Origin of the sequence: Cognatiyoonia sediminum (assembly GCF_900129845.1) — a bacterium.
Classification (GTDB): Bacteria; Pseudomonadota; Alphaproteobacteria; order Rhodobacterales; family Rhodobacteraceae; genus Cognatiyoonia; species Cognatiyoonia sediminum.
In genome coordinates this window covers 252,061-274,365 of record NZ_FQXB01000002.1, presented here as the reverse complement: position 1 = coordinate 274,365, position 22,305 = coordinate 252,061, and the positions used below count along the sequence as shown (strand labels likewise).

23 protein-coding genes are annotated in these 22,305 nt (G+C 54.3%); 17 read left to right on the top strand and 6 right to left on the bottom strand.

Going from position 1 to position 22,305, the window contains the following annotated elements:
- The first annotated feature begins 40 nt into the window (after positions 1–40).
- From greA to BUA85_RS09605, 9 genes are all read left to right on the top strand, one after another.
- A complete protein-coding gene (greA, locus tag BUA85_RS09645) occupies positions 41–511 on the top strand; it encodes a transcription elongation factor GreA (protein ID WP_072900725.1) in 471 nt (156 codons plus the stop codon).
- A 17-nt stretch (positions 512–528) separates the two neighbouring features.
- Positions 529–1,518, top strand: a complete 990-nt coding sequence (locus tag BUA85_RS09640) for a hypothetical protein (RefSeq protein WP_242649037.1) — start codon at positions 529–531, stop codon at positions 1,516–1,518.
- Entirely contained in the window at positions 1,511–2,440 is a 930-nt protein-coding gene (locus BUA85_RS09635) for an AEC family transporter (protein WP_072900723.1), read from the top strand. Before BUA85_RS09640 ends, BUA85_RS09635 begins: the two co-directional genes overlap by 8 nt.
- Positions 2,441–2,477: 37 nt before the next feature.
- On the top strand, positions 2,478–3,308 hold the full coding sequence (gene fghA / locus BUA85_RS09630; RefSeq protein WP_072900722.1) for an S-formylglutathione hydrolase: 831 nt from the start codon (positions 2,478–2,480) through the stop codon (positions 3,306–3,308).
- On the top strand, positions 3,305–3,751 hold the full coding sequence (locus BUA85_RS09625; RefSeq protein ID WP_072900721.1) for a YaiI/YqxD family protein: 447 nt from the start codon (positions 3,305–3,307) through the stop codon (positions 3,749–3,751). Before fghA ends, BUA85_RS09625 begins: the two co-directional genes overlap by 4 nt.
- Complete coding sequence (locus tag BUA85_RS09620; protein WP_072900720.1) at positions 3,748–4,686, top strand: DMT family transporter; 939 nt, start codon at positions 3,748–3,750, stop codon at positions 4,684–4,686. The genes BUA85_RS09625 and BUA85_RS09620 overlap by 4 nt, the downstream gene beginning before the upstream one ends.
- 63 nt (positions 4,687–4,749) lie before the next feature.
- The gene (locus BUA85_RS09615) at positions 4,750–5,661 is read left to right on the top strand and encodes an ornithine cyclodeaminase family protein (protein WP_072900719.1); all 912 of its coding nucleotides are present in this window, start codon (positions 4,750–4,752) and stop codon (positions 5,659–5,661) included.
- Complete coding sequence (locus tag BUA85_RS09610; protein WP_207548140.1) at positions 5,646–6,449, top strand: phytanoyl-CoA dioxygenase family protein; 804 nt, start codon at positions 5,646–5,648, stop codon at positions 6,447–6,449. The genes BUA85_RS09615 and BUA85_RS09610 overlap by 16 nt, the downstream gene beginning before the upstream one ends.
- Positions 6,446–7,351 carry an alpha/beta fold hydrolase gene (locus tag BUA85_RS09605; protein ID WP_072900718.1) on the top strand — a complete coding sequence of 302 codons (906 nt, stop codon included), beginning with the start codon at positions 6,446–6,448 and terminating at the stop codon, positions 7,349–7,351. Before BUA85_RS09610 ends, BUA85_RS09605 begins: the two co-directional genes overlap by 4 nt.
- A gap of 20 nt (positions 7,352–7,371) precedes the next feature.
- On the opposite strand, the gene BUA85_RS09600 is transcribed toward BUA85_RS09605, so the two are convergent.
- Positions 7,372–8,607, bottom strand: a complete 1,236-nt coding sequence (locus BUA85_RS09600) for an MFS transporter (RefSeq protein WP_072900897.1) — start codon at positions 8,605–8,607, stop codon at positions 7,372–7,374.
- Between the two features lie 103 nt (positions 8,608–8,710).
- Here BUA85_RS09600 and zapE point away from each other — a divergent pair, with 103 nt between their 5' ends.
- Positions 8,711–9,772 carry a cell division protein ZapE gene (zapE, locus tag BUA85_RS09595; RefSeq protein WP_072900717.1) on the top strand — a complete coding sequence of 354 codons (1,062 nt, stop codon included), beginning with the start codon at positions 8,711–8,713 and terminating at the stop codon, positions 9,770–9,772.
- A 162-nt stretch (positions 9,773–9,934) separates the two neighbouring features.
- Here the strand turns inward: zapE and BUA85_RS09590 are convergent, their stop codons facing one another.
- From BUA85_RS09590 to BUA85_RS09580, 3 genes are read right to left on the bottom strand one after another with little or no spacing between them, the layout of a single operon-like run.
- Entirely contained in the window at positions 9,935–11,179 is a 1,245-nt protein-coding gene (locus BUA85_RS09590; RefSeq protein ID WP_207548144.1) for a bifunctional folylpolyglutamate synthase/dihydrofolate synthase, read from the bottom strand.
- A gap of 29 nt (positions 11,180–11,208) precedes the next feature.
- Positions 11,209–12,129, bottom strand: a complete 921-nt coding sequence (gene accD / locus BUA85_RS09585) for an acetyl-CoA carboxylase, carboxyltransferase subunit beta (protein WP_072900715.1) — start codon at positions 12,127–12,129, stop codon at positions 11,209–11,211.
- Between the two features lie 55 nt (positions 12,130–12,184).
- Positions 12,185–13,096 carry a CPBP family intramembrane glutamic endopeptidase gene (locus BUA85_RS09580; RefSeq protein WP_131802785.1) on the bottom strand — a complete coding sequence of 304 codons (912 nt, stop codon included), beginning with the start codon at positions 13,094–13,096 and terminating at the stop codon, positions 12,185–12,187.
- A gap of 100 nt (positions 13,097–13,196) precedes the next feature.
- Here BUA85_RS09580 and ilvD point away from each other — a divergent pair, with 100 nt between their 5' ends.
- The 7 genes from ilvD to BUA85_RS09545 all read left to right on the top strand — a co-directional run bounded on the left by ilvD (position 13,197) and on the right by BUA85_RS09545 (position 20,770).
- The gene (gene ilvD, locus BUA85_RS09575) at positions 13,197–14,930 is read left to right on the top strand and encodes a dihydroxy-acid dehydratase (protein ID WP_072900714.1); all 1,734 of its coding nucleotides are present in this window, start codon (positions 13,197–13,199) and stop codon (positions 14,928–14,930) included.
- Positions 14,930–15,532, top strand: a complete 603-nt coding sequence (locus BUA85_RS09570) for a hypothetical protein (RefSeq protein WP_131802784.1) — start codon at positions 14,930–14,932, stop codon at positions 15,530–15,532. Before ilvD ends, BUA85_RS09570 begins: the two co-directional genes overlap by 1 nt.
- An 83-nt stretch (positions 15,533–15,615) precedes the next feature.
- The gene (locus BUA85_RS09565) at positions 15,616–16,389 is read left to right on the top strand and encodes a DUF6478 family protein (protein WP_072900712.1); all 774 of its coding nucleotides are present in this window, start codon (positions 15,616–15,618) and stop codon (positions 16,387–16,389) included.
- A gap of 12 nt (positions 16,390–16,401) precedes the next feature.
- The gene (locus tag BUA85_RS09560; RefSeq protein ID WP_072900711.1) at positions 16,402–16,776 is read left to right on the top strand and encodes a hypothetical protein; all 375 of its coding nucleotides are present in this window, start codon (positions 16,402–16,404) and stop codon (positions 16,774–16,776) included.
- Between the two features lie 64 nt (positions 16,777–16,840).
- The gene (locus BUA85_RS09555) at positions 16,841–18,865 is read left to right on the top strand and encodes an NADPH-dependent 2,4-dienoyl-CoA reductase (RefSeq protein WP_072900710.1); all 2,025 of its coding nucleotides are present in this window, start codon (positions 16,841–16,843) and stop codon (positions 18,863–18,865) included.
- A gap of 142 nt (positions 18,866–19,007) precedes the next feature.
- A complete protein-coding gene (locus tag BUA85_RS09550; RefSeq protein WP_072900709.1) occupies positions 19,008–19,913 on the top strand; it encodes a LysR family transcriptional regulator in 906 nt (301 codons plus the stop codon).
- A 140-nt stretch (positions 19,914–20,053) separates the two neighbouring features.
- The gene (locus BUA85_RS09545) at positions 20,054–20,770 is read left to right on the top strand and encodes a GGDEF domain-containing protein (RefSeq protein ID WP_083526235.1); all 717 of its coding nucleotides are present in this window, start codon (positions 20,054–20,056) and stop codon (positions 20,768–20,770) included.
- 47 nt (positions 20,771–20,817) lie between these two features.
- On the opposite strand, the gene BUA85_RS09540 is transcribed toward BUA85_RS09545, so the two are convergent.
- Both BUA85_RS09540 and BUA85_RS09535 read right to left on the bottom strand, forming a co-directional pair.
- Positions 20,818–21,741, bottom strand: a complete 924-nt coding sequence (locus BUA85_RS09540; protein ID WP_072900708.1) for an OmpA family protein — start codon at positions 21,739–21,741, stop codon at positions 20,818–20,820.
- Positions 21,738–22,304, bottom strand: a complete 567-nt coding sequence (locus tag BUA85_RS09535; RefSeq protein ID WP_242649036.1) for a peroxidase-related enzyme — start codon at positions 22,302–22,304, stop codon at positions 21,738–21,740. The genes BUA85_RS09540 and BUA85_RS09535 overlap by 4 nt, the downstream gene beginning before the upstream one ends.
- Position 22,305: the final 1 nt, after the last annotated feature.

Sequence of the window (22,305 nt, the reverse complement as noted above, 5' to 3'; positions counted from 1 at the left end):
GCTCGATCTATTGATTTGTCCGTTTAGAAAGGTGCTCAAGATGGAAAAGATCCCACTGACCCAAGCTGGCTTTGACAAGCTGGATGAAGAGCTCAAGCACCTGAAAACTGTCGAGCGTCCGGCGATCATCAAAGCCATTGCTGAGGCACGCGAGCATGGCGATCTTTCGGAAAACGCAGAATATCACTCAGCGAAAGAAAAGCAGTCCTTCATCGAGGGACGCGTGAAAGAGCTTGAAGGCGCGATTTCGCTGGCTGACGTCATCAATCCATCTAAACTCTCCGGAAGTATCAAATTCGGTGCAACGGTCGAATTGGCTGACGAAGACACGGATGAAGAAAAGACCTACCAAATCGTCGGTGAATACGAGGCCGACATTGATGCGGGTCGTCTCAACATCAAGTCACCGTTAGCGCGGGCATTGATTGGCAAAGACGAAGGCGACAGTGTTGACGTTCGTACACCGGGTGGGACACGGTCTTACGAAATTTTGTCGATAACCTATAAGTAAGTTGCAGGTGTTTCATGGTGTTGGATCGCAAACGGCGCGTTGAGAACGACACTGGGATCAGTTCGACAGAAATCATTGCAATCACGCTGTCAGTTATCTGGATGGCAGCAGTCGGGTTGTTCTTTTTGATCCTCCCGCCGCAAAGCGATCCATCCGCGCCGTTCGATAGTTTACGTGTTGTCCTTATTCTGATGGCTATTTTCCTGCCGGTCGCAATGATTTGGGTCGCGGCAGCGGCGTCACGATCTGCGCGGATCATGCGAGAAGAATCAAATCGCCTACAGCGCTCCATCGACGGAATGCGCGAAACCTACATCGCTGATCGGAACGCACAAAACGGCGGGTCCGCTCCGACAGTTGAGCGTAAGCTTAATGAGATCGCTCAAACCGCCAAAAAGACTGAAACCACGCTCGCGACCTTTGCATCGACAAGAGAAGCCCAACCGCAACGCCTTGCGATAACCTCCGTCCGCAGCACAGACAGCGAAGATCAACCAACCTTGGCTTTGGGGACATCTACCGAAGACATGACACCGGTTTTGGCGCGGCCTGATCTGATAAGGGCGTTGAACTTTCCAGACACCGATCAGGACACCGAAGGGTTCACAGCTTTACGTCGCGCGCTTCAAGACCGCAGCGCCCGCCAATTGGTGCAGGCAGCGCAGGACATCCTAACGCTTTTATCTCAAGATGGCATATACATGGACGATTTGCGCCCTGACCGTGCGAGACCGGAAATCTGGCGCCGGTTCGCTAAAGGCGAACGCGGACGTGCGATGGCCAGTTTGGGCGGTGTGCGGGATCGGTCATCTTTGGCTCTAACCGCTGGTCGGATGCGGGAGGACACGATATTCCGTGATGCCGCTCACCATTTCCTTCGTCGGTTCGATCAGATGTTGATCACTTTCGAAACTGACGCCACAGATGCCGATCTAATCGCGCTCTCTGAAACACGCAGCGCGCGGGCGTTTATGCTCCTCGGTCGGGTCGCAGGCACATTTGATTGAAGTCTTTCTACAAACGCTCCCTTTCTTCGGGGTCATTGGGCTAGGCTATTCGGCCGGCCGCATCGGCTTTTTTGGAGCGGAGGCAACTGCCTACCTTACGCTGTTTGTTTTCTATTTCGCCTTATCTGCGATGCTTTTCCTCTTTGCGGCACGTTTGTCGATTGCTGACGTGCTGGATTGGGATTTTGTGTTTGCATACCTTTCTGGATGCATTGTCGTTTACCTCATCGCCACGGTAGTTTCTGTTATCCAAGGTAAGTCAGTCGCCGAAGGCGCGGTGGAAGCACAATGTGCCATTATCGGTAACGTTGGCTTTCTTGGAATTCCAATGCTCGCCTTGCTATTGGGCGATGCTGCAGTTGGCCTAATCATGGTGGTTCTTGCAATTGACCTTATTGTGTTTAGCAGCTTGATTGTGATCCTCATCACGGGCTCACAAGATGGGAAGGTCGGCCTAAAGACACTTCGTACTGTTGGCCTCGGCCTAGTGAAAAATCCTCTCATACTCTCAATTGGGAGCGGCCTGCTCTTCGCTTCCTTGTCAATCACTATTCCCAAACCTGCCGAAGAATTTCTTACGATTCTTGGCGGTGCGGCGACGCCGGGCGCACTTTTTGCGATTGGTGCGTCATTGGCGGGTAAGTCGGCCGAGAGGGTATCTACTGCCATTTGGCTATCTATTTGCAAATTGGGCCTCCACCCACTCGCAGTTGCCATTTTCGCCCTGCTCGTTTTTGACGTCCCGAGCTACGCTGCCGGCGTTATGGTCGCCTGTGCCGCACTTCCTGTGGCTGGCAACGTCTTTATGATCGCACAAAATTACAACGTAGCCCCTGCGCGCGTTTCCGCGGCGATCTTGTTTTCGACCGTCGCTAGCATTCTAACACTTCCATTGGTCATTGCGTGGGTGACAAGCCTTTAGCTCTGCGATAGCCCTTTCTCAAAAGGAAGGATAAACCATGGAAACCATCTCAGAGAATCGCTGTTTTGACGGCACGCAAGGCGTACACAAACACCCGTCAGATGCTTGTAATTGCGACATGACCTTTGGGCTGTTTTTGCCGCAAGAGGCGCAATTCACCAAAGTTCCATTGCTTTGGTATCTGTCGGGCCTCACCTGCACCCATGAAAATGCGATGACTAAAGCAGGCGCGCAAGTTTGGGCGGCAGAGCAGGGGATCGGCCTGATTTTCCCAGATACATCGCCCCGCGGTGAAGATGTTGCCAATGACGACGCCTATGATCTTGGCAAAGGCGCAGGGTTCTATGTGAACGCAACCCAAGACCCATGGGCACCGCATTTTCAAATGTACGACTACATCGCAGACGAACTGCCTGCGCTCGTGGCAAAGAATTTCTCCATCGATATGGACCGGCAAGGGATTACTGGCCACTCTATGGGTGGCCATGGCGCACTGACACTTGCGATGACCCGTCCCGGACAGTTTCAATCCGTCTCTGCCTTCGCACCGATCTGCCATCCGACAAATTCCGATTGGGGCAAGAAGCAACTCGGTGCCTATCTGGGTGAAGATACGTCAAACTGGGCTGCGCATGATTCTACGCTGCTGATGAAAGACCGCGGTTTTGATGGCCCCATTCTGATCGATACCGGCACAGATGATCAGTTCGGCGATCTGCTTGGCACAGAACACCTCGCCGCCGCGATTGCGGAGCGTCGTCAGAACGCTCAGATCAGGCTGCAACCGGGCTATGATCACAGCTACTTCTTCGTTTCGACATTCATCGAAGATCACGTCGCCTTCCACGCTCAGGCGCTTTACGAATGATCTACGTTGATGCTGATGCGTGCCCTGTGAAAGCAGAGGTCGAACGCGTCGGCACACGACATAAGGTCAAGATCTTCATCGTCTCCAACGGCGGCATCCGACCGTCGCAAAACCCTTTTGTGGAAACGGTTGTTGTGCCCGACGGGCCCGACATAGCCGATATGTGGATCGCGGATCGCGCGACCAAAGGGGATGTTGTCGTTACAGGTGATATTCCCTTGGCCGCCAAATGTATCGAAGCCGGTGCATTGGTGATCAAGCACAACGGCGAGGCGCTGACTGAACGCAACATTGGCAACGTTCTGGCCACCCGCGATCTGATGGCAGACATGCGTGCCGCCGATCCGTTTCGACAAGGCGGCGGAAGACCGTTCAGCAAGGCCGACCGCTCGCGATTCCTCGATGGATTGGAAAAAGCACTCAGGCAGGCCAAGACGCTATGACACAGCGACAGACCCTATCGCCCAACATTGTGGGCAGCCTTTGCGCGCTGGGGTCGACGTTTGTTTTTTCCTACAACGACAGCATCGTCAAATATTTCTCCGACGCCTATGCGCTGCATCAGATCATCTTGACCCGGTTCCTATTCGGCCTCTTCTTTGTGATGGTGTTGATCGCGCCATTCTCCGGCGGTCTTGGCATAGTCAAAACGAAGAAACTCAAACAGCATCTGCTGAGAGGTTTGTTTGTTGTCACCGCCAACATGACCTTCTTCCTTGGGTTGGCAGTGATCCCTCTCGCTGAAGCTGTCGCTATCTTCTTCATCTCACCACTTATCATTACCGCGTTTTCGGTCATTTTTCTAAACGAACAAGTCGGCCCACGACGCTGGGCCGCTGTGGCAGTCGGGTTCTTAGGCGTCCTGATCGTCATGCGACCAGGGGCGGAGACGTTCCAGCTGGCCTCGCTGCTACCCGCCATCGCCGCTGTCGCTTACGCCAGTATCCACATAATGACGCGTAAGATTGGAACCACTGAATCCGCGGTGACGATGACTTTCTACATTCAGATCGTCTTTATCGTCGTCTGTCTTCTGATCGGATTGGCGCTGGGCGACGGCAGATATAACGATCAAGACAATGCCTCCCTTGCATTTCTTTTTCGCGCATGGGCGTGGCCCGAACCCTTCGATTTGTTCCTTATGGTGCTGCTCGGCCTTGGGATTGCAATCGCAGGTCTTTTGATCAGCCAAGCCTACCGCATAGGTGAGCCGGGATTTGTGGCCTCGTTTGAATACGTCGCGATCCCGATCTCAATTCTCATTGGGTATTTTGTCTTTGATGAAATTCCCAACCCGGTAGCGCTTGTTGGTGTGGCACTTATTCTAGGGTCTGGTCTTTACGCCATCGCACGAGAACGGAAAGCGGCTGAGCGATAGGTGCTTGCCAAGCCCCGCGTTCTTTCAAATAGTCTTGGGAAACTAATCAAAAGGACCTGCGCCATGGTGGAAATGATCAGTTTTGAAGAGGCCGATCCGTTACTCGATTGGATCGCCCTGACCGACGCGCTTGCATCAGGTCACGATGCCGCCAAGGCAGAGATCGCAGACGTATTCCTCTATCAAGATGAGAATACGCTTCTCAACCGATCGGCTTGGATTAAGGGCATGGGTGTGGCGGTGAAATGCGCAACCATCTTTCCCGGCAACCCGTCACAGGGCAAGGGCATGATCGATGGGGCGGTGAACCTCTTCTCAGGGGACGACGGTCGGCTTGAAGCAATCTTAGACTTCCATCTTGTCACCAAGTGGAAAACCTCTGGCGATAGTTTGCTCGGTGCCAGAAAACTGGCACGCAGAGACTCTCAGAAAATCCTCTTGGTAGGGGCCGGAAACGTCGGGCAAGCACTCAGACATGCCTATGGGTCACTCTTTCCAGACGCGACATTCTCGATCTGGAACCGATCTGAGGCAGGGGCAAAGAGGTTTCACGCAGCGAACCCAGACGTCGCCATAGCGATTGACTTGGAATCGGCTGTTAGGTCAGCCGACATTATCGCATCGGCGACCATGACGACCGACCCGATTATCAAAGGTGAATGGCTTCAGCCGGGTCAGCACGTCGACCTTATCGGCGCATACCGCCCTGATATGCGGGAAGTTGACGATACCGCCCTGTCTCGCGCCCGGATCTTTGTGGACAATATGCACACGACTGCCGACCACATCGGCGAACTCAAAATCCCAATCGCAGAAGGAAAATTATCACGAGACGACATCGTCGCAGATTTCTACAATTTGGACGCCTTCGAACGGCAATCAGATGACGAGATCACCCTATTTAAGAACGGTGGCGGCGCTCACCTAGATCTGATGACAAGCCGCTATATCTTGGACGTATGGAAGAACATATGATCAGCAAGACCGATATTGAGGCTTATGAACGCGACGGTGCAATTGTTGTGCGCGGCGTGTTCAAAGACTGGATCGAGACAATGGCCGAAGGCGTAGCGCATAATATGGCGGAGCCGGGTCAATATGCGTCAGAGAACGATGTTAGCGAAGGTCGCTTCTTTGATGATTACTGCAACTGGACTCGCATCCCTGCCTTCGAAAATGTGGTCAGAAACAGCCCAGCGGCAGAGCTTGCCGCTACTGCGATGCAAAGTGAAACGGCCCAATTCTTTCACGATCATGTTTTGGTAAAGGAGCCGGGCACACCAAAGCCTACGCCATGGCATCAAGATTCCCCATATTACTTTGTCGAAGGCTCCCAAACGGTCAGCATTTGGATCCCCCTCGATCCGGTGAAAGAGGCCTCACTTCGTTTCATCGCCGGTTCACACAAGTGGGAAAACCTCGTGCGACCTGTCAGCTGGGCGGACGATAGCGATTTCTACGAAGGCGATTATGGCTGGACGCCAGTTCCTGACCCTGATGCCGATCCATCGCAGACCCAAGTTCTGGAATGGGCGATGGAGCCGGGTGACGCGGTTCTTTTCGACTATCGAACGGCTCACGGAGCCCGTGGAAATACGAGCAACACACGCAGACGCGCGTTGTCCTTGCGCTGGGTCGGCGATGATGCGCGCTATGTCGAACGGCCCGGGCGCACCTCTCCCCCATACCCGGGGCATCAGATGCAAGATGGCCAGAAACTGCGTGAAGATTGGTTCCCCGTGATTTGGCAAAAACCTGAATGACTTACCTAGCCTTGTTTCTTGTCATTCTCGGGGTCATCTTTGCCGTCCCGATTTGGCTCGAAAACAGGTTGCGACCCGTCGACGAAGACTATCGGGAGAAAGCTCCAGGTACTTTTGCGAAACTGTCCCAAGGCGTCACCCACTATCGTTGGCAAGGCTCCGCGCGAGGGCCTGTTCTTGTCGCCATTCACGGCCTCCTAACGCCGTCTTTGGTGTGGGCAGCCTTGGCCGACGATTTTGGCCGATTGGGATATCGTGTCCTGACCTACGACCTCTATGGTCGAGGGTTTTCGGATGCTCCTATAGGTGTGCAAGACGCCGATTTCTTTATGCGCCAGCTTGATGAGTTGCTCGACCATCTCAACCTGGAAGGCAGCATCTCGGTCATGGGCTATTCTATGGGAGGATCAATTGCGGGAACATATGCGGCTGCGAATACCCATCGGGTCGACCGAACCTTTCTGATTGCCTCAGCTGGTTTTGAAACCGTTGAAAGTGATTTCGACAGCTTTTGTCGCCGCAACACTTTGATCGGAGATTGGGTGCACGATGCCTTCGCAGCACGGCGGCTACCCAAGGATTTAATCGCGGATGATGCACCTTCTGATGTGCCGGAACTAAAAGAGGCGCAACTCGCCGAGCTGGGTCGTCAAGGCTTTATCAGGGCGGTGTTGTCCAGCCGGCGCGGTATGCTTTCGCAGTCTTTGGAAGAGGCTATGAAAACACTGGCGGTACATGACCTTCCGGTCTTTGCCGTTTGGGGCGACAGCGACCCTGTGATTCCTATTCGCTCGGTCGAGATGCTCCGCCAGTGGAACCCGAAGGCAACCCAAAAGGTGATCGCCAATGCCGATCATGCGCTGCCCTATAGCCACGGTGACTTTGTTTTTGATGCCTTCTAGACTATGCTGGCCGATGAAGGCTAAGCTGCCAAAGGCTGCCGGTTTTCTTTGATTGGCAAATGGACGATGGCGCTAAATGCACCAACGGCAATTCCAACCCACCAAACTGCGTCATAGCTTCCGTAGATGTCGTAGAGACGCCCACCCAGCCAAACACCCATAAACGACCCGAGCTGGTGCGAGAAGAAGACGATGCCATAAAGCGTGCCCATGTAGCGCAGGCCATAAAGATGGGCGACCAACCCGGATGTCAGTGGCACGGTGGCAAGCCAGAGCATACCCATGAAGATGGAGAATAGGATGACCGTCGTCGGGGTCATTGGTGTTAAGATAAAGGCAAGTGCGACGAGGGTCCGACCGGTATAAATTCCCGCCAAGAGGTACTTCTTGGAATACCTATTTCCGGCCCAGCCAGCCAACAATGTACCTGCAATATTTGCCAGACCAATCAGCGAGATCGCGACAGCACCCAAGGCGCTTGTGGTCGTGATGCCAAGACCGGCCAACACGCCTCCCGCAGCGATTGGACCGCAAACCTCTGTCACAAATGCGGGGAAGTGTGCGGTGATAAAGGCCAGTTGGTAGCCGCAGGAAAAGAAGCCAAGGAAGATCAACGTGTACGATGGGTCTTTGAAGGCTCGGGTGAGGATTTCGCCCATGCTTTCTTCAAGCTCTGCTTTCGTCGCGGCCTCAGGGCTTTTCATCATTGGCAAGACTAAGAGTACAGCCAAGATCGCAGCGGCGAAGGTCACAAAGACCATCTGCCATGTCATGTAGCCCAACAGGATCTCTGCAATTGGCGCACCGATAACCTGACCCGCCGAGCCCGCAGCGGTCGCGATGGCCAGCGACATCGACCTGTTTTTGTCAGACGAAGCACGACCAACAACCGCCAAAATCACGCCAAAACCGGTTCCAGCGATCCCAAAGCCGACCAATACCTCGTAAATCTGATGCTCCGTTGGCGTTGTGGCTCCTGCGGACAACAACAGCCCTGCAGCATAGCATAAGGCGCCAAGGACGATTGCCTTCCGATCTCCGATTTTCTCCGCAATGGCTCCGAAGATCGGCTGTCCAATGCCCCAAGCGAGGTTTTGGATCGCAATGGCCATGCTGAATTCGGCTCTAGCCCAACCAAACTCCTCAGCAATTGGGATTTGGAAAACCCCAAAGGACGCGCGGATTGCGAAACCTGTCATGATGACAATGCAACCGGCGATCAGAACCGGAGAAATCAGTCGGCTATCATGTGTCATGCCGTCAGTTGGTCTGCGGAACACGGCATTGTCAATTGAACGGACATCAAAAATTGTGATCGCGGTTATTCCCAATTGATCCTGTGCGGCGTATGCCACTGATATGACAATGCAATCCGCATATGAGGCAGAGGTCGCTCAGGGCCGGATCAAATCCGATCCCGCTCAGCTGGCCGTTCTGCCAGAATTGGAGCGCGTGCGCTTTGCCCTAACTCAGCCTGTCCAGAAAACGGGCTTCTTCAAACGCAAAGCTGAGCCGATCAAGGGGCTATATATGTGGGGCGGCGTAGGGCGCGGTAAATCCATGCTGATGGACTTGCTCTATGAACAGGTGGATGCGGCCAAGGAACGCTGGCATTTCCACGCCTTCATGCAATGGGTGCATTCGGAAATGACCGAAGTGCGCAAAACTGGGGTCGATGACGCAATCAAACCCGTTGCGAAAACACTTTCTGACCGACTGCGGTTTCTTGCGTTTGACGAAATGCAAATCACCGACATCACCGATGCCATGATCGTCGGCAGGTTATTCGAAAACATGTTCGAGGCTGGAGTTGTTGTTGTCACGACGTCCAACAGACCGCCGACGGACCTTTATAAGAACGGCCTGAACCGTCAGCTATTTGTGCCCTTTATCGACCTCCTACAAGACCGCATGGTCGTGCACGAACTGGCCAGTGACACCGACCATAGGCAAGGGCGGCTTTCGGGGTCGGATGTCTACTTCACGCCGTTGAATGCCGACGCCTCCGTTCAGATGAACCAAGTCTGGACAGAGCTTTCCGGTGGTTGCGAAGAGGAACTGACTTTGCACGTAAAGGGACGAGAGGTGGTCATCCCGCGTTTTCATAACGGTATCGCACGAGCGAAGTTCTTCGACCTCTGTGGCAAGCCGCTTGGGGCAGGGGACTACCTCGCGCTGTCGGAAGCGGTGCGGGTCCTGCTTCTAGACGACATTCCGAGACTGTCGCGCCAGAACTTCAATGAAGCGAAGAGGTTCGTTACTCTCATCGATGCGCTCTATGAAGCCAAGGTTCAACTGATCTGCTCCGCAGCGGCAAAGCCAGAGATGCTTTACGTCGAAGGCGAAGGTACGTTTGAATTTGAACGCACAGCGAGCCGCCTCAGAGAAATGCAATCCGATGATTGGATGAGCGCGGACTAGTCGCCCAAACGACAAAAGGACAGGCTTCTGCCTGCCCCCTCGCCCTGCCAGACTCGGTCAGGTTGTAACAACAACCCGGTTGGAGCGAATCTAGCTGTATCCCTGATTCGCCGTCAATGGGGGTGATTCGTTTTTTTGGATCGCCAGCGGAATTTCTGGCCCTTAGATCGGGTCGTTGACCCGCAAAACATGTCCAGCAAGGTATAGTGACCCGCAAATCAGAATGCGCGCATTCGGTTCCAAGACCACGATCTGTTCAATCGCACTTTCCACGTCGTCCGCCACAAGCGCCTCTAACCCGACCTTTGCGGCAAACTTAGCCGTCTCTTCCGCAGGAATAGTGTTCTGCTCACCGGGGATGGATACAGCAGTCAGACTTGCCGCAACCTCGCTCAAGGGGCGCAAATAGCCGCTGATGTCTTTGGTATTTAGCATGCCACAAATCAGATGTGTCGGACGTTTGGGCTGCTCCTTCAAAGTATCCGCCAAGGCGCGACCCGCCGCCGGGTTGTGCCCGCCATCCAGCCAAAGCTCAGCCGGTTTCGCCCTTTCGACAAGCACGCCGGAGGTCATCTTTTGCATCCGTGCGGGCCAATAGGCATTCGTTACCGCCGCTTCGCATCCTGCTTCGCCCACACCCAAGGCGCGCAAACCAGCGATGGCCAGTCCAGCATTCTGGATTTGATGCGGCCCGCGCAAAGCAGGTTTCGGTAGATCAAGTAAGCCGCTTTCATCTTGAAAAATCAGGCGGTCATTCTCGACGCTCACATGCCACTGCTGGCCATATGCGATCAAAGGCGCCGAGTGCCGCATTGCTTGGCGTTCGATGACGTCCATTGCCGCCTCTTGCTGCGGCCCAACGGCACATGGGATGCCTTGCTTAATGATCCCAGCCTTTTCACCTGTAATCTCTGGCAGTGTCTCTCCCAAAAACTGCTGGTGATCCAAATCAACAGGTGTGATCACGGTCAATGCGGGCTTGTCTATTACATTGGTCGCGTCCAGCCGGCCACCAAGACCAACTTCCAGCAAGGTGTAATCCGCTGGCGTTTCCGCAAAGGCCAAGATTGCGGCTACGGTTGTGATCTCAAAATAGGTGATCTGTTTGCCGTTGTTGGCCTCATAACAGCGATCTAGGATTTCCGTCAGATGATCTTCGCTGATAAGCTCACCGGCCAAACGGATGCGTTCATGGAACCGCGCAAGGTGGGGTGAGGTATAAGCGTGGACTTTTGCACCAGTGGCCTCCAGCCCCGCACGCGTCATCGCTTGGGTGGAGCCTTTACCGTTGGTCCCAGCGATATGGATCACCGGCGGCAATTTGTTCTGCGGGTTTCCCAAACGGTCGAGCAATGTCCAAACCCGCCCCAAGGTCAAATCCATGACCTTCGGATGGAGTGTCATCATCCGTTCAAGGATGACATCAGATTGTAGGGTCACTCTGCCGTCGCCTCGGTCTTTTCGGCCTCATCAGCGGTAGGCGCAGGTAGATCACCTTTGATCGCAGGCGGTTGTTTCATCAGCATGCGCACTATGGTCACCAACTCGTCTTTCAAATCGGTCCGCTTGGTCACACGGTCCAACATCCCGTGATCCAACAAATACTCAGCGCGCTGGAAGCCTTCGGGGAGTTTCTCGCCAATCGTCTGTTCGATGACACGTGCTCCAGCAAACCCGATCAACGCATTTGGCTCAGCAATCTGCACGTCACCAAGCATCGCATAGGAGGCTGTTACGCCACCTGTCGTCGGGTGGGTCAAAACAACGATGTAGGGGAGCCCCGCATCTTTCAGCATCTGGACCGCAATCGTTGTGCGCGGCATCTGCATCAGACCAAGGATACCCTCCTGCATCCGCGCACCACCGGCGGCAGAAAACAGGATCAAGGGGCGCTTGGTCTCAATCGCGCGTTCAGCAGCGGCGATGATCGCATTGCCGACGTACATCGACATCGATCCGCCCATGAAGGAAAAATCCTGAACTGCGACGACGACAGGTGTGCGACCCATTTCGCCCTCAGCAACCAACATCGCGTCTTTTTCGCCCGTTTTCTTACGGGCATCTTTGATCCGGTCGCCGTATTTCTTTTGATCTTTGAACTGCAACGGATCCGCAATCGGTTCTGGCACGGCAACCTCAACAAACACCCCGCCATCAAACAATGTCGCAAGGCGATCACGAGCACCAATCGGCATGTGGTGATCGCAGTTGGTGCAGACGTTCTGATTTTCAGCGAGTTCGCGGTGGAACAGCATGGTTCCGCAATTGTCGCACTTCGTCCAAAGGTTCTCGGGAACTTCCCGTCTTGAAAACAGCGAGTTGATCGTCGGACGGACGTAGTTTGTGATCCAGTTCATGCCTGTGCCCTAATTTCCCTTCACCCGAGATATGACGTGGCGTCTGGTTTTGCAATCACGCTCTGATCGCAATGCGTGTCGCCATCCACATCATCCAAAGAATAAAGAGGGCATAGAGAAGCTGGAACAGGTTCACGGGATCGAAGAAGGCTGGAAGGCTGTAGTCGAAGACGAGTGGATCGAAATACTCCACCAAGAACAGTGCGAGGCCGGAGTTCGGCCAGCCTTCGATTCCTATGAACAAAGTGGCATAAAGGTTGTTAGCAGCATGCAGGCCGATAGCGGCGCCAATATTGCCTGTTCTTTCCGTCAGGTCGACACAAGCCAGGCCAAGGCAGGTCGCCCAAATCACATTGACCAGACCATCCGCCGGACCGTAGCCATTAAAGTAGTGGCTGGCCCCAAAAATCAGCGACGGAATCCAAACCCAGACCCATCTTTGAGGTCTGTAAACAGCCAACTGCTGGGTCAAATATCCGCGGTAGATAACCTCTTCGGTCATCGATTGAATGATTATGAAAAAGCCGCCGACCACGCCAAAGAAAACCCAGGTTGGAATGGGTCGCATCTCGATCTGATCTGGATCGGTTCCAACCAAGGACGCGATGGAAATGACTGCGGCCAATCCTCCGACCCATTTGAGCGAAGCTTTGAAATCTCGCCAACACGCATCAAGCGGACCGAGCATGGATTCTACACCGCGCTGATGCACCCAAACGGCCAAAGCGTGGAAAAGCACCAAGACAATGCCAAAGGCGGCAAAAGTCAACGTCGTCCCCACAGGCGTATCCATTGGAAACGGCCCGTCACCGTCCTCGTCGAAGAAAAGCGGCGACGTGACCGCAAATGTGATCCAAAAAATCACTTCGATCCCGATCATCACGCGAATGACCTTGCCAATCTGCGGTGTGATGGCTGCCGGAGCAAAAAATCGTTCTAGGTGTGGGGGGCGAGGTGTGCGCTGCAAGTTCGAAGCTCCGATCGAGATGATTTGGCCTCTATTGCGGCTTGTGTCCTAACCCAGCGCAATTTAGACCATTCCGCAACAGATTTTCGGAGGATTCCTTATGCTCAAGGGCAAGGCAGATAAATCAAACCTACCCAGCCGCCACGTCACAGAAGGGCCGTCACGTGCACCGCATCGCTCTTACTACTATGCGATGGGTCTGGATGAGCAGGACATCGCACAACCTTTCGTGGGTGTCGCAACCTGCTGGAACGAAGCAGCGCCTTGCAACATTGCTTTGAACCGTCAGGCACAATCCGTGAAGCTCGGCGTGAAAGCGGCGAGCGGTACGCCTCGCGAATTCACAACGATCACCGTGACGGACGGGATCGCCATGGGCCATGAAGGCATGCGGTCTTCCTTGGCGTCGCGCGAAGCGATTGCCGATACTGTTGAATTGACAATGCGTGGCCACTGCTACGACGCGATTGTGGGTCTTGCTGGTTGTGACAAATCCCTGCCGGGCATGATGATGGCGATGGTTCGGTTGAACGTGCCGTCTGTCTTTATCTACGGCGGTTCCATCCTTCCGGGCCGTTTGGAAGGCAAGGACGTCACTGTTCAGGACGTCTTCGAAGCCGTTGGTCAACACCAAGCTGGCAACATGTCGGACGAAGCCCTTCAGACACTTGAGCGTGTCGCGTGCCCATCCGCTGGCGCATGTGGTGGCCAATTCACAGCCAATACAATGGCCTGTGTGTCTGAGGCGATTGGTCTCGCTCTGTTGAATTCCTCCGGCGCACCCGCACCATACGAAAGCCGTGACCAATATGGTGTGGCCTCGGGTGAAGCGGTGATGAACTTGCTCGAGAAAAACATCCGTGCGCGCGATGTCGTGACACGCAAGTCTTTGGAAAACGCGGCGCGGGTTGTTGCTTGTACCGGTGGTTCCACCAACGCCGGCCTGCATTTGCCAGCGATTGCGCATGAAGCTGGTATCGATTTCGATCTCTTCGACGTATGTGAAATCTTCCGCGACACGCCCTACTTTGTCGATCTGAAACCTGGTGGCCAATACGTCGCGAAAGACCTTTACGAAGCCGGCGGCGTGCCGATCGTGATGAAAGAACTGCGCAAAGCGGGCTTGATCCACGAAGATTGCATCACTGCATCTGGTCGCACCATGGGTGAAGAGCTTGATATCATCGAAGGCGAAGCTGACGGGCGGGTCATCTATCCGGTTGAAAGCCCAATCACACCAACCGGCGGCGTCGTTGGCCTGAAAGGGAACCTTGCGCCAGAAGGAGCGATTGTGAAGGTCGCTGGTATGTCTGAAGACGATCAAGTGTTCACCGGCCCAGCCCGTGTGTTCGAATGCGAAGAAGACGCGTTCGAAGCCGTCAAAGCACGCCAGTACGAAGAAGGCGAAGTGCTCGTGATCCGCAACGAAGGCCCAGCTGGAGGCCCGGGTATGCGCGAGATGTTGGCAACGACAGCGGCGCTGTCAGGTCAAGGCATGGGTAAGAAAGTGGCGTTGATCACAGACGGTCGGTTCTCTGGCGCGACGCGCGGATTCTGCGTTGGACACGTTGGCCCAGAAGCGGCACACGCCGGTCCTATCGGTTTGCTGAAAGACGGCGATATGATCACGATCGATGCAATCTCTGGTGAGCTGTCTGTCGATCTGTCCGATGCCGACTTGCAAGAGCGCAAAGACAATTGGGCTGGCGCGAAAGAGACGATCTATTCGTCTGGCGCATTGTGGAAATATTCACAGCTTGTCGGCGGTGCGTTGAAAGGTGCCGTGACGCATCCCGGTGCGAAAGAAGAGCGTCACATCTATATGGACCTCTGATGCACTTGCGCTCTATGGCCGCTCGATGGGCGGCCATATCCAGCTTGGCAATTACCGCCGCCTGTGATGATTTTGCTCTTTCTGGCCTGTCTCTCGGAGGCGGAGCGCAGTCTCTTGCACTCGTCGGCGGCCACGTTGTTGCCGTAGGTCCAAGTGGATATTGCGTCGACAGCTGGGCCAGCAATCCGGCTCAAGGGTTCGCCGCAATCGTCGCTTGCGCGAGTTTGAGTAGTTCTGAAGCGATCCCTAGTCGCCTTGCCTTTATGACACTGCAAGTTGGCGAAGACGGTAGCGCGTTTGCGGTGAATGAATCCACGTTGAGAAGTCTCATGAGATCGGCGCAGGCATTCGACGGTGTCGGCTCACCTGATTTCTCGGTTGATCAAGGGACAGAAGCGGCACTGGTCGTCTACCGCAGTTCAGAACCGTCAACTCCGATTCAGGGGCGCGCCATTTTTGATGTTGGAGAACGCGCCGCGGTCCTAACCCTCAACGAAATTTCAGGCGCTCCGTTGAGCTTTCCGGCCGCCAAACGCCTTATGATTGAAACGCTCCGTCGACTGCGTAGTGCGAATGCAACGAATGGGGCTGAGGGCACCTAAAACGGTTTCAATCTTTGTTGCCATTTGGCACTTAGTTAACAGTTATCGGTTCTGTTGTTTCACCTCTACCGCAAGTGGGCACTATGGCTAAGGGCAGCGACAGCTTCTTTGACAAACTCGCGCAAGGACGCGTCTCGAACCGCTGGGCGACGGCAGCTGCTTCGGCAGAGGAGACGGAACTTTCGCGCCTTAGAAAACAGCGGGAGGAGGCAAAAAGCCTCCAGAAACATCTGACTACTCTGCTACATGTGGCGGATGGGCGTTTGGCTTTGCCTCGGATTGGGTCCAATTCATTCCCGCGACCATCAGGGTCGCTTTGGGCGTGGCGCCCGCAGATTTGGCGCGGGCCGCTCAGCAAGCAAGGCGTGGCATCGGTTCAATCGAAGACTAAGCTCGGCGACGAAGTGCGAGTGTTTCACGATTGCACTGCGTCCGAGATCACACTTCGTCAAATCAGAAACACTCGGGAAGGCGATCTTGCCCCTTTCGGGCTGAAGTTCGACGTCTTCAACTTTAATGGCAGCTTTCTATCACTTGTTTTGGATTTCCCAAGCGATGCAACCGAGGGCCTGACACGCAGACATATCTTGCGCGTTTCGTCGTTCATCGAAGCGGAAAGCTCCTTGGAAGTGTTCTTGCGTCTCAACATTAAGAACGGGCCGAACACCGAACAGCTGGTTCAGGAACTAACCGTCAACAAAGAGGACGCCATGGTCGAATTTGATCTGGCCTATGCGGACTTGAACGAAAAACGGCTGGGGGATGTTTGGATGGACCTCATCTTTGAAAATCCCAAAATGAACCAGATCGTTGTAAGAGACATCACATTCTGCCGCTATCCACGCGCCGAGCTTTAGTAGGTTGTTGTAATGAGCAAACTGACAGTTCAAACCTTAGGCATGACCGCTGGAAAGTGGGAAGGGTTGCTAAGCGGCGTTGCCGGCGACGAGGCACCACAAATTTCCGTCATGCTCTATGACAAGATCATTACGGAAATGGAGCCGGTTCAAAACGGGGAAGGAAAAGAGTGGCACTTGTCGTTCCACCTTGACCCGCAACATATCTCATCTGGTGTGCAAACCTTTCTCTTTGTAACCGCGGACGGGAAAGAGACCATTGGCAGTTTCCCAGTCGTCGCAGGGGAAGCTCTCGGTCAAGACCTGCGGGCGGAGATCGATCTTTTGCGAGCGGAATTGGATATGTTCAAGCGGGTTTTTCGTCAGCATTGCAAAGAAACCATGTGACGCCGCGTATGGGGTGACCTAGGCGTCACCCTCAGGCATGATGCACCTAACTAGGGAGCCATCTATGTCACATTATCCAAACCTTCTTGCACCGCTTGATTTGGGCTTCACCACGTTGAAAAACCGTGTGCTGATGGGCTCGATGCACACCGGCCTTGAGGAAACTAAGGACTGGAACCGTGTGGCAGAGTTTTATGCAACACGTGCCCGTGGCGGCGTAGCGCTAATGGTGACAGGCGGTATGGCCCCAAATCGCGAAGGCGGTGTATTTCCGGGCGCCGCTGGTCTCTTTTCCGAAGATGACATCGCAAACCACAAGATCGTAACCGATCGCGTCCACGCGGCGGACGGTAAAATCGCGATGCAAATCCTCCACGCAGGTCGCTATGCCTATAGCCCCGAATGTGTGGCGCCTTCCGCTGTAAAGTCCCCGATTTCGCCATTCCCACCAAAAGAGCTGGACGCCGAGGGCATCGAAAAGCAAATCTCTGACATCGTGACTGCCGCCACTCGCGCGCAGCAAGCAGGCTACGATGGCGTCGAGGTGATGGGCTCTGAAGGCTACTTCATCAACCAATTCCTCGTTACTCACACCAATAAACGCACCGACGAATGGGGCGGACCCTACGAAAATCGTATGCGCCTCCCAGTAGAAATCGTGCGTCGGGTTCGCGAAGCCGTCGGAACAGATTTTATCGTGATTTATCGCCTCTCGATGATTGATCTCGTACCAAACGGATCAACGTGGGAAGAGGTTGTTCAACTCGCCAAAGCCATTGAAGATGCCGGTGCAACCATCATCAACACCGGCATTGGCTGGCACGAAGCACGTATTCCAACCATCGCCACCTCCGTCCCACGCCGCGCATTCACGTGGGTCACAAAGAAATTGATGGGCGAAGTGTCGATCCCTGTCATCACCTCTAACCGGATCAACATGCCTGACGTGGCAGAGGCGGTATTGTCGGACGGCTGCGCAGATATGGTCAGCATGGCACGGCCCTTCTTGGCCGATCCCGATTTTGTGGCCAAAGCCGAAGCGGGGCGGGCAGATAAGATCGCCCCTTGCATCGCCTGTAACCAAGCCTGCTTGGATCATACGTTCAGTGGAAAGATGTCATCCTGCCTTGTGAACCCAAGGGCGTGTTTCGAAACGGAATTGGTCGTCGAGACGGCAGAGGCTCCAAAAACGGTCGCCGTCGTTGGGGCAGGGCCCGCTGGCCTCGCGGCCGCGCTTACCGCAGCTGAACGTGGTCACGCGGTCACTTTGATCGACAAATCCGACGAAATCGGCGGTCAACTCAATATGGCCAAGCAAGTCCCGGGCAAGGAAGAGTTTTGGGGCCTCGTTGACTATTTTAGAACCATGGTCGCGGAAAGCGGGATCGCGGTTCAACTGGAAACAACGGCAACCGCCGATTTGTTGGAAGACTACGACGAGGTTATCATCGCAACCGGCGTGATGCCCCGCGATCCGCAAATCGACGGTCAGGATGGGGAAAACGTTCTGTCCTACATCGACGTCCTCAAGGCAGGCAAACCAGTCGGCGACAAGGTCGCGATTGTCGGGGCAGGTGGCATTGGGTTCGACGTTGCCGAATACTTGGTCACGGATGACAGCCCGACAGAAGACTTAGATGAATGGCTTGAAGAATGGGGCGTTGGCGATCCGGAAGCGGTACGTGGCGGCCTTCGCGTTGAAGGGCCTCAGCCAGAAAAGGCGACGCGAGAGGTTACGCTACTTCAGCGCAAAGCTCAGAAACTGGGTAAGAACCTTGGCAAAACCACCGGCTGGATTCACCGTGCATCTCTCCAGATGAAAGACGTCAAAATGGTTGGCGGCGTGAATTATGAACGCATCGACGATCAGGGCCTGCACGTCAGCTACGGCGAAGCGCGCGAAAATCCCGAAGTCATCGAAGCGGATACTGTCGTACTTTGCGCTGGCCAGTTGCCTGAGCGAACTCTCGCCGATGAACTCGAAGCGCGTGGTAAGAATATCCATGTCATTGGTGGCGCAGATGTGGCTGCTGAATTGGATGCAAAGCGTGCGATCGATCAAGGGACGCGACTAGCCTCAACAATTTAAAGGCTATTCAAATAAGGCAAATTTGTTTCGTTGCCTTCACCAGTGCCGCGTTAAACCGCCTTATTGTCAGCGTTACGTCGCATTCCTGCCCTGTTTCTCGGTCACAAAAGTTTCCATCGAAGTACTAAGTCAGAGGATCGGCATGGATCGCCTTACCGAAATGGAAGCATTTGCCACAGTCGTGGACCAAGGGGGCTTCACTGACGCGGCCAAGAAGATGGGGATCTCAAAATCCGCTGTCTCCAAGCACGTGTCCTCGTTAGAAGCGCGCCTCGGCGCACGCTTGCTTAACCGCACAACACGTCGTGTCAGCCCAACCGAAATCGGTTTGGCTTATTATGACCGCGCCCGCCGAGTTTTGAATGACGCGGGTGAGGCTGATGCGCTCGTGACGTCTATGCAATCCGCACCATCTGGATTGCTTCGTATCTCGGTTGCGACAGATTTCGGCGTGAACCATATGTCGCCTATCCTTGGCGACTTCTTGACGGAATTCCCGGACATCACGGTCAACATGGTTCTCAACAACCGTTATGTTGAACTGATCTCCGAAGGGTTCGACATGGCGGTCCGCATTGGAGAGCTGGAAGACAGTACCCTGCGCGCCCGTAAATTGACGGACACGACCCGTCGTATGATCGCAAGCCCGGCTTACTTCGAAGAATACGGTCGTCCTCAAAAGATCGACGATCTGAATGAACATAAACTCTTGCACTATTCCAACCAAGCGAACTCCGCCGTTTGGAAACTGACAGCGCCATCTGGTGAAAAGCGTCAGGTTCGCACCGCTGGTTGGCTGACAGTCAATGACGGGCAATCGCTCTTGAACGCCTGTATTGGTGGTCTTGGCATCGCGTACCTCCCATCTTTCCTTTACGCAGATGCCATGAAAGAAGGTCTAGTCGAGGAAGCCATCCCCGACCTGCCTGTTGAAACTCAGGGCATCTATGCGGTCTATCCTCCCGGCCGCTTCACGCAGCCAAAAGTGCGTGCCTTTATTGATTTCCTTGTTCATGCCTTTGCTGAAAAGGGCCCTGATACCTGGTGATTTTAGAGTTTTAGGTTATTTCCAGAGACATCCACTGGCAAAACGCGGCCCCCTCTGGAGGTCGCGTTTTTTGTGAAAATTCAGGAAATTAGGATTTTAAGTTTAGCGGCTAGGTAAGAAATCTCTTTGATTTTGGGTCCATGTCATGGCGTCGCTTTACGGATGGGCTTTTTCGCTTTCTGGCCGTGAAAGGCTGGAAAGACGGGACCTGTAAGATCGTATTGATCCTAGCGATCATTATGTTGACGCAAATGGCGTTTACGAGTGCTTTTCTAGGCAATCTACCCGAACGCACGCTCTACTATGCGCTTTGTGCTTTGTTTGTAGGCGGTCCTTGGGTCGCGCTTTTCTTCTGGATCAGTTCCTATCAGGTCGCTTTGCAACAGAAGCTGTCTCGCCTGTCGCGCAAGGATGGTTTGACTGGGATGAACAATCGAAGAACGTTCTTTGACTTAGCCCAACGTTCAGAGATACGCGCTGCGGGTGGGGTCGTTCTGATGATAGATGCGGACAACTTTAAATCCATCAACGATACCCATGGTCATGCGGCTGGGGACGAATGTTTGAAAGCGATCGCCTACCGCATAACACGCAACTTGAGAGACGTTGACGTCCGTGGGCGGCTCGGAGGTGAAGAATTCGCTGTCTATCTCAACTGCGTAAATCTGGCTCAGGCAAAGGCTATTGCGGCGCGATTGCTAACGCCAATCCCGTACAGTCTAAGAGATTACGACAGCACATTGACGGTAACTCTTTCCATCGGTGGCGTGGTGGCAACCGCGGAAGACCATATCGATGATCTACTTAGTCACGCCGACCTTGCGCTTTTTCAGGCAAAACAGTCGGGTAAGGCTTGACTGGCGATGTGGTCTGAGGGCTCCGAACTTGCAGTATATGAAGCGGCTTAACCGTCGGTTGAGGTGATGATCACTTCGACGCGTCGATTTGCCTCGCGACCTTCCGACGTCAAATTGTTCGCAAGCGGAGAGAGATACCCCATCCCTTCCGCTTCCATTTGTTGTCGACTGACACCAAGGTCCGTTGCCAGTCGCTCCAAGACTGATCCGGCCCTACGTTTGGACAAGGCGATATTACCATTCAAAGACCCTTCCGAATCCGTATGGCCGACAAGGGCCACCTCCAGCGATGGCCGCGCGCGGAGCAATGTGGCCAGCTCTTCCAAAGACTCAAACGGACCTGCGCCAAGCTGGGACGATCCGCGCTCAAATTCCAATCCTTCCAAAACCGCGCGGCCAAACTGCTCAAGCTGAGCCTCAATCGATAGGTCGGACTCCGTACTCTGAAACCCTTGTGTTGGCGCTTCGGTTGTTTCGATCACACTGTCCTGTGCTGATGCGCCGATTTGTGTGATCTGTAGATAACCGGCACCCTTCGTGCGGGACGTCAGAACCAAAATACCAAGGTCGTCCCGTTTCGCCGACAAGAACCGGTAGTCTGCCAGATTCACTTCCATATGCGGAGGGCGGATCACATCGATCGCGAAGCGAAAGTCAAATCCACCACACTCTCTGGCTTCGCAGTCTAAAAGGGTCCCAAACCGCGCATTCGCCAATTGCTCTCGGATGGATCGCATGATCTGAGCAGAAGACAAACCCGAAGACTCCAACCGCCAGCTGCGGTTCACGAAATCCCCATCGACCGAGATACTTGGAACCGAAGCCCCATCCCAAGCTGCCTTGGGCAATCGTCCCCCAAGATCGGGGATGACCTCTTCGAACGTCAGTTCAGCATTGCTTGGCAAGCGAAGGTCTTGCGCCAACGCCGGCGCCGCGATCAGCGCTAGAAAGAGTAGCCCCCAAACCTTCATCTTGATTGGGCGTGATACTCTTCATTCGGGCGCATATCGGTGGCCGATGCGACCCTGTTGCTCATGTTATAAAAGCCCGCGACATTGGCGATGTCCCAAATGTCCCGATCCGAGAACCCCACGTCCCGCAGGCCCTGCCGATCTGCCTCAACAATCGTGTGGCTGGCCAAAGTGATCTTTTCGGCGAAGGTCAACATCGCAGTTTGACGTCCATCCAAATCCGCAGTCCGCCAATTCATCACCATGCGTTCGCCCAAAATCGGATCGCTTGAAAGGGCACGAACGGCGGCACCATGTGCGGTCAAACAATAAAAGCACTTGTTGATCGACGATACGCAAACCGCGATCATCTCGCGCTCAAGTTTACTCAACCCGCTATCGGCCAACATCAGATCGTTATAAAGCGCCGTGAAGGCATTCAGCTTGTCAATATCGAACGCATAGGCCTGCAGAACATTCGGCACCATGCCGAGCTTTTCTTGGCAAATATCAAAGTATTTTTGCGTCTGTTCCGGCAGAGGATCGACCATCGGAAGGTCGAGGGCGGTTGGCTGATTGCTCACG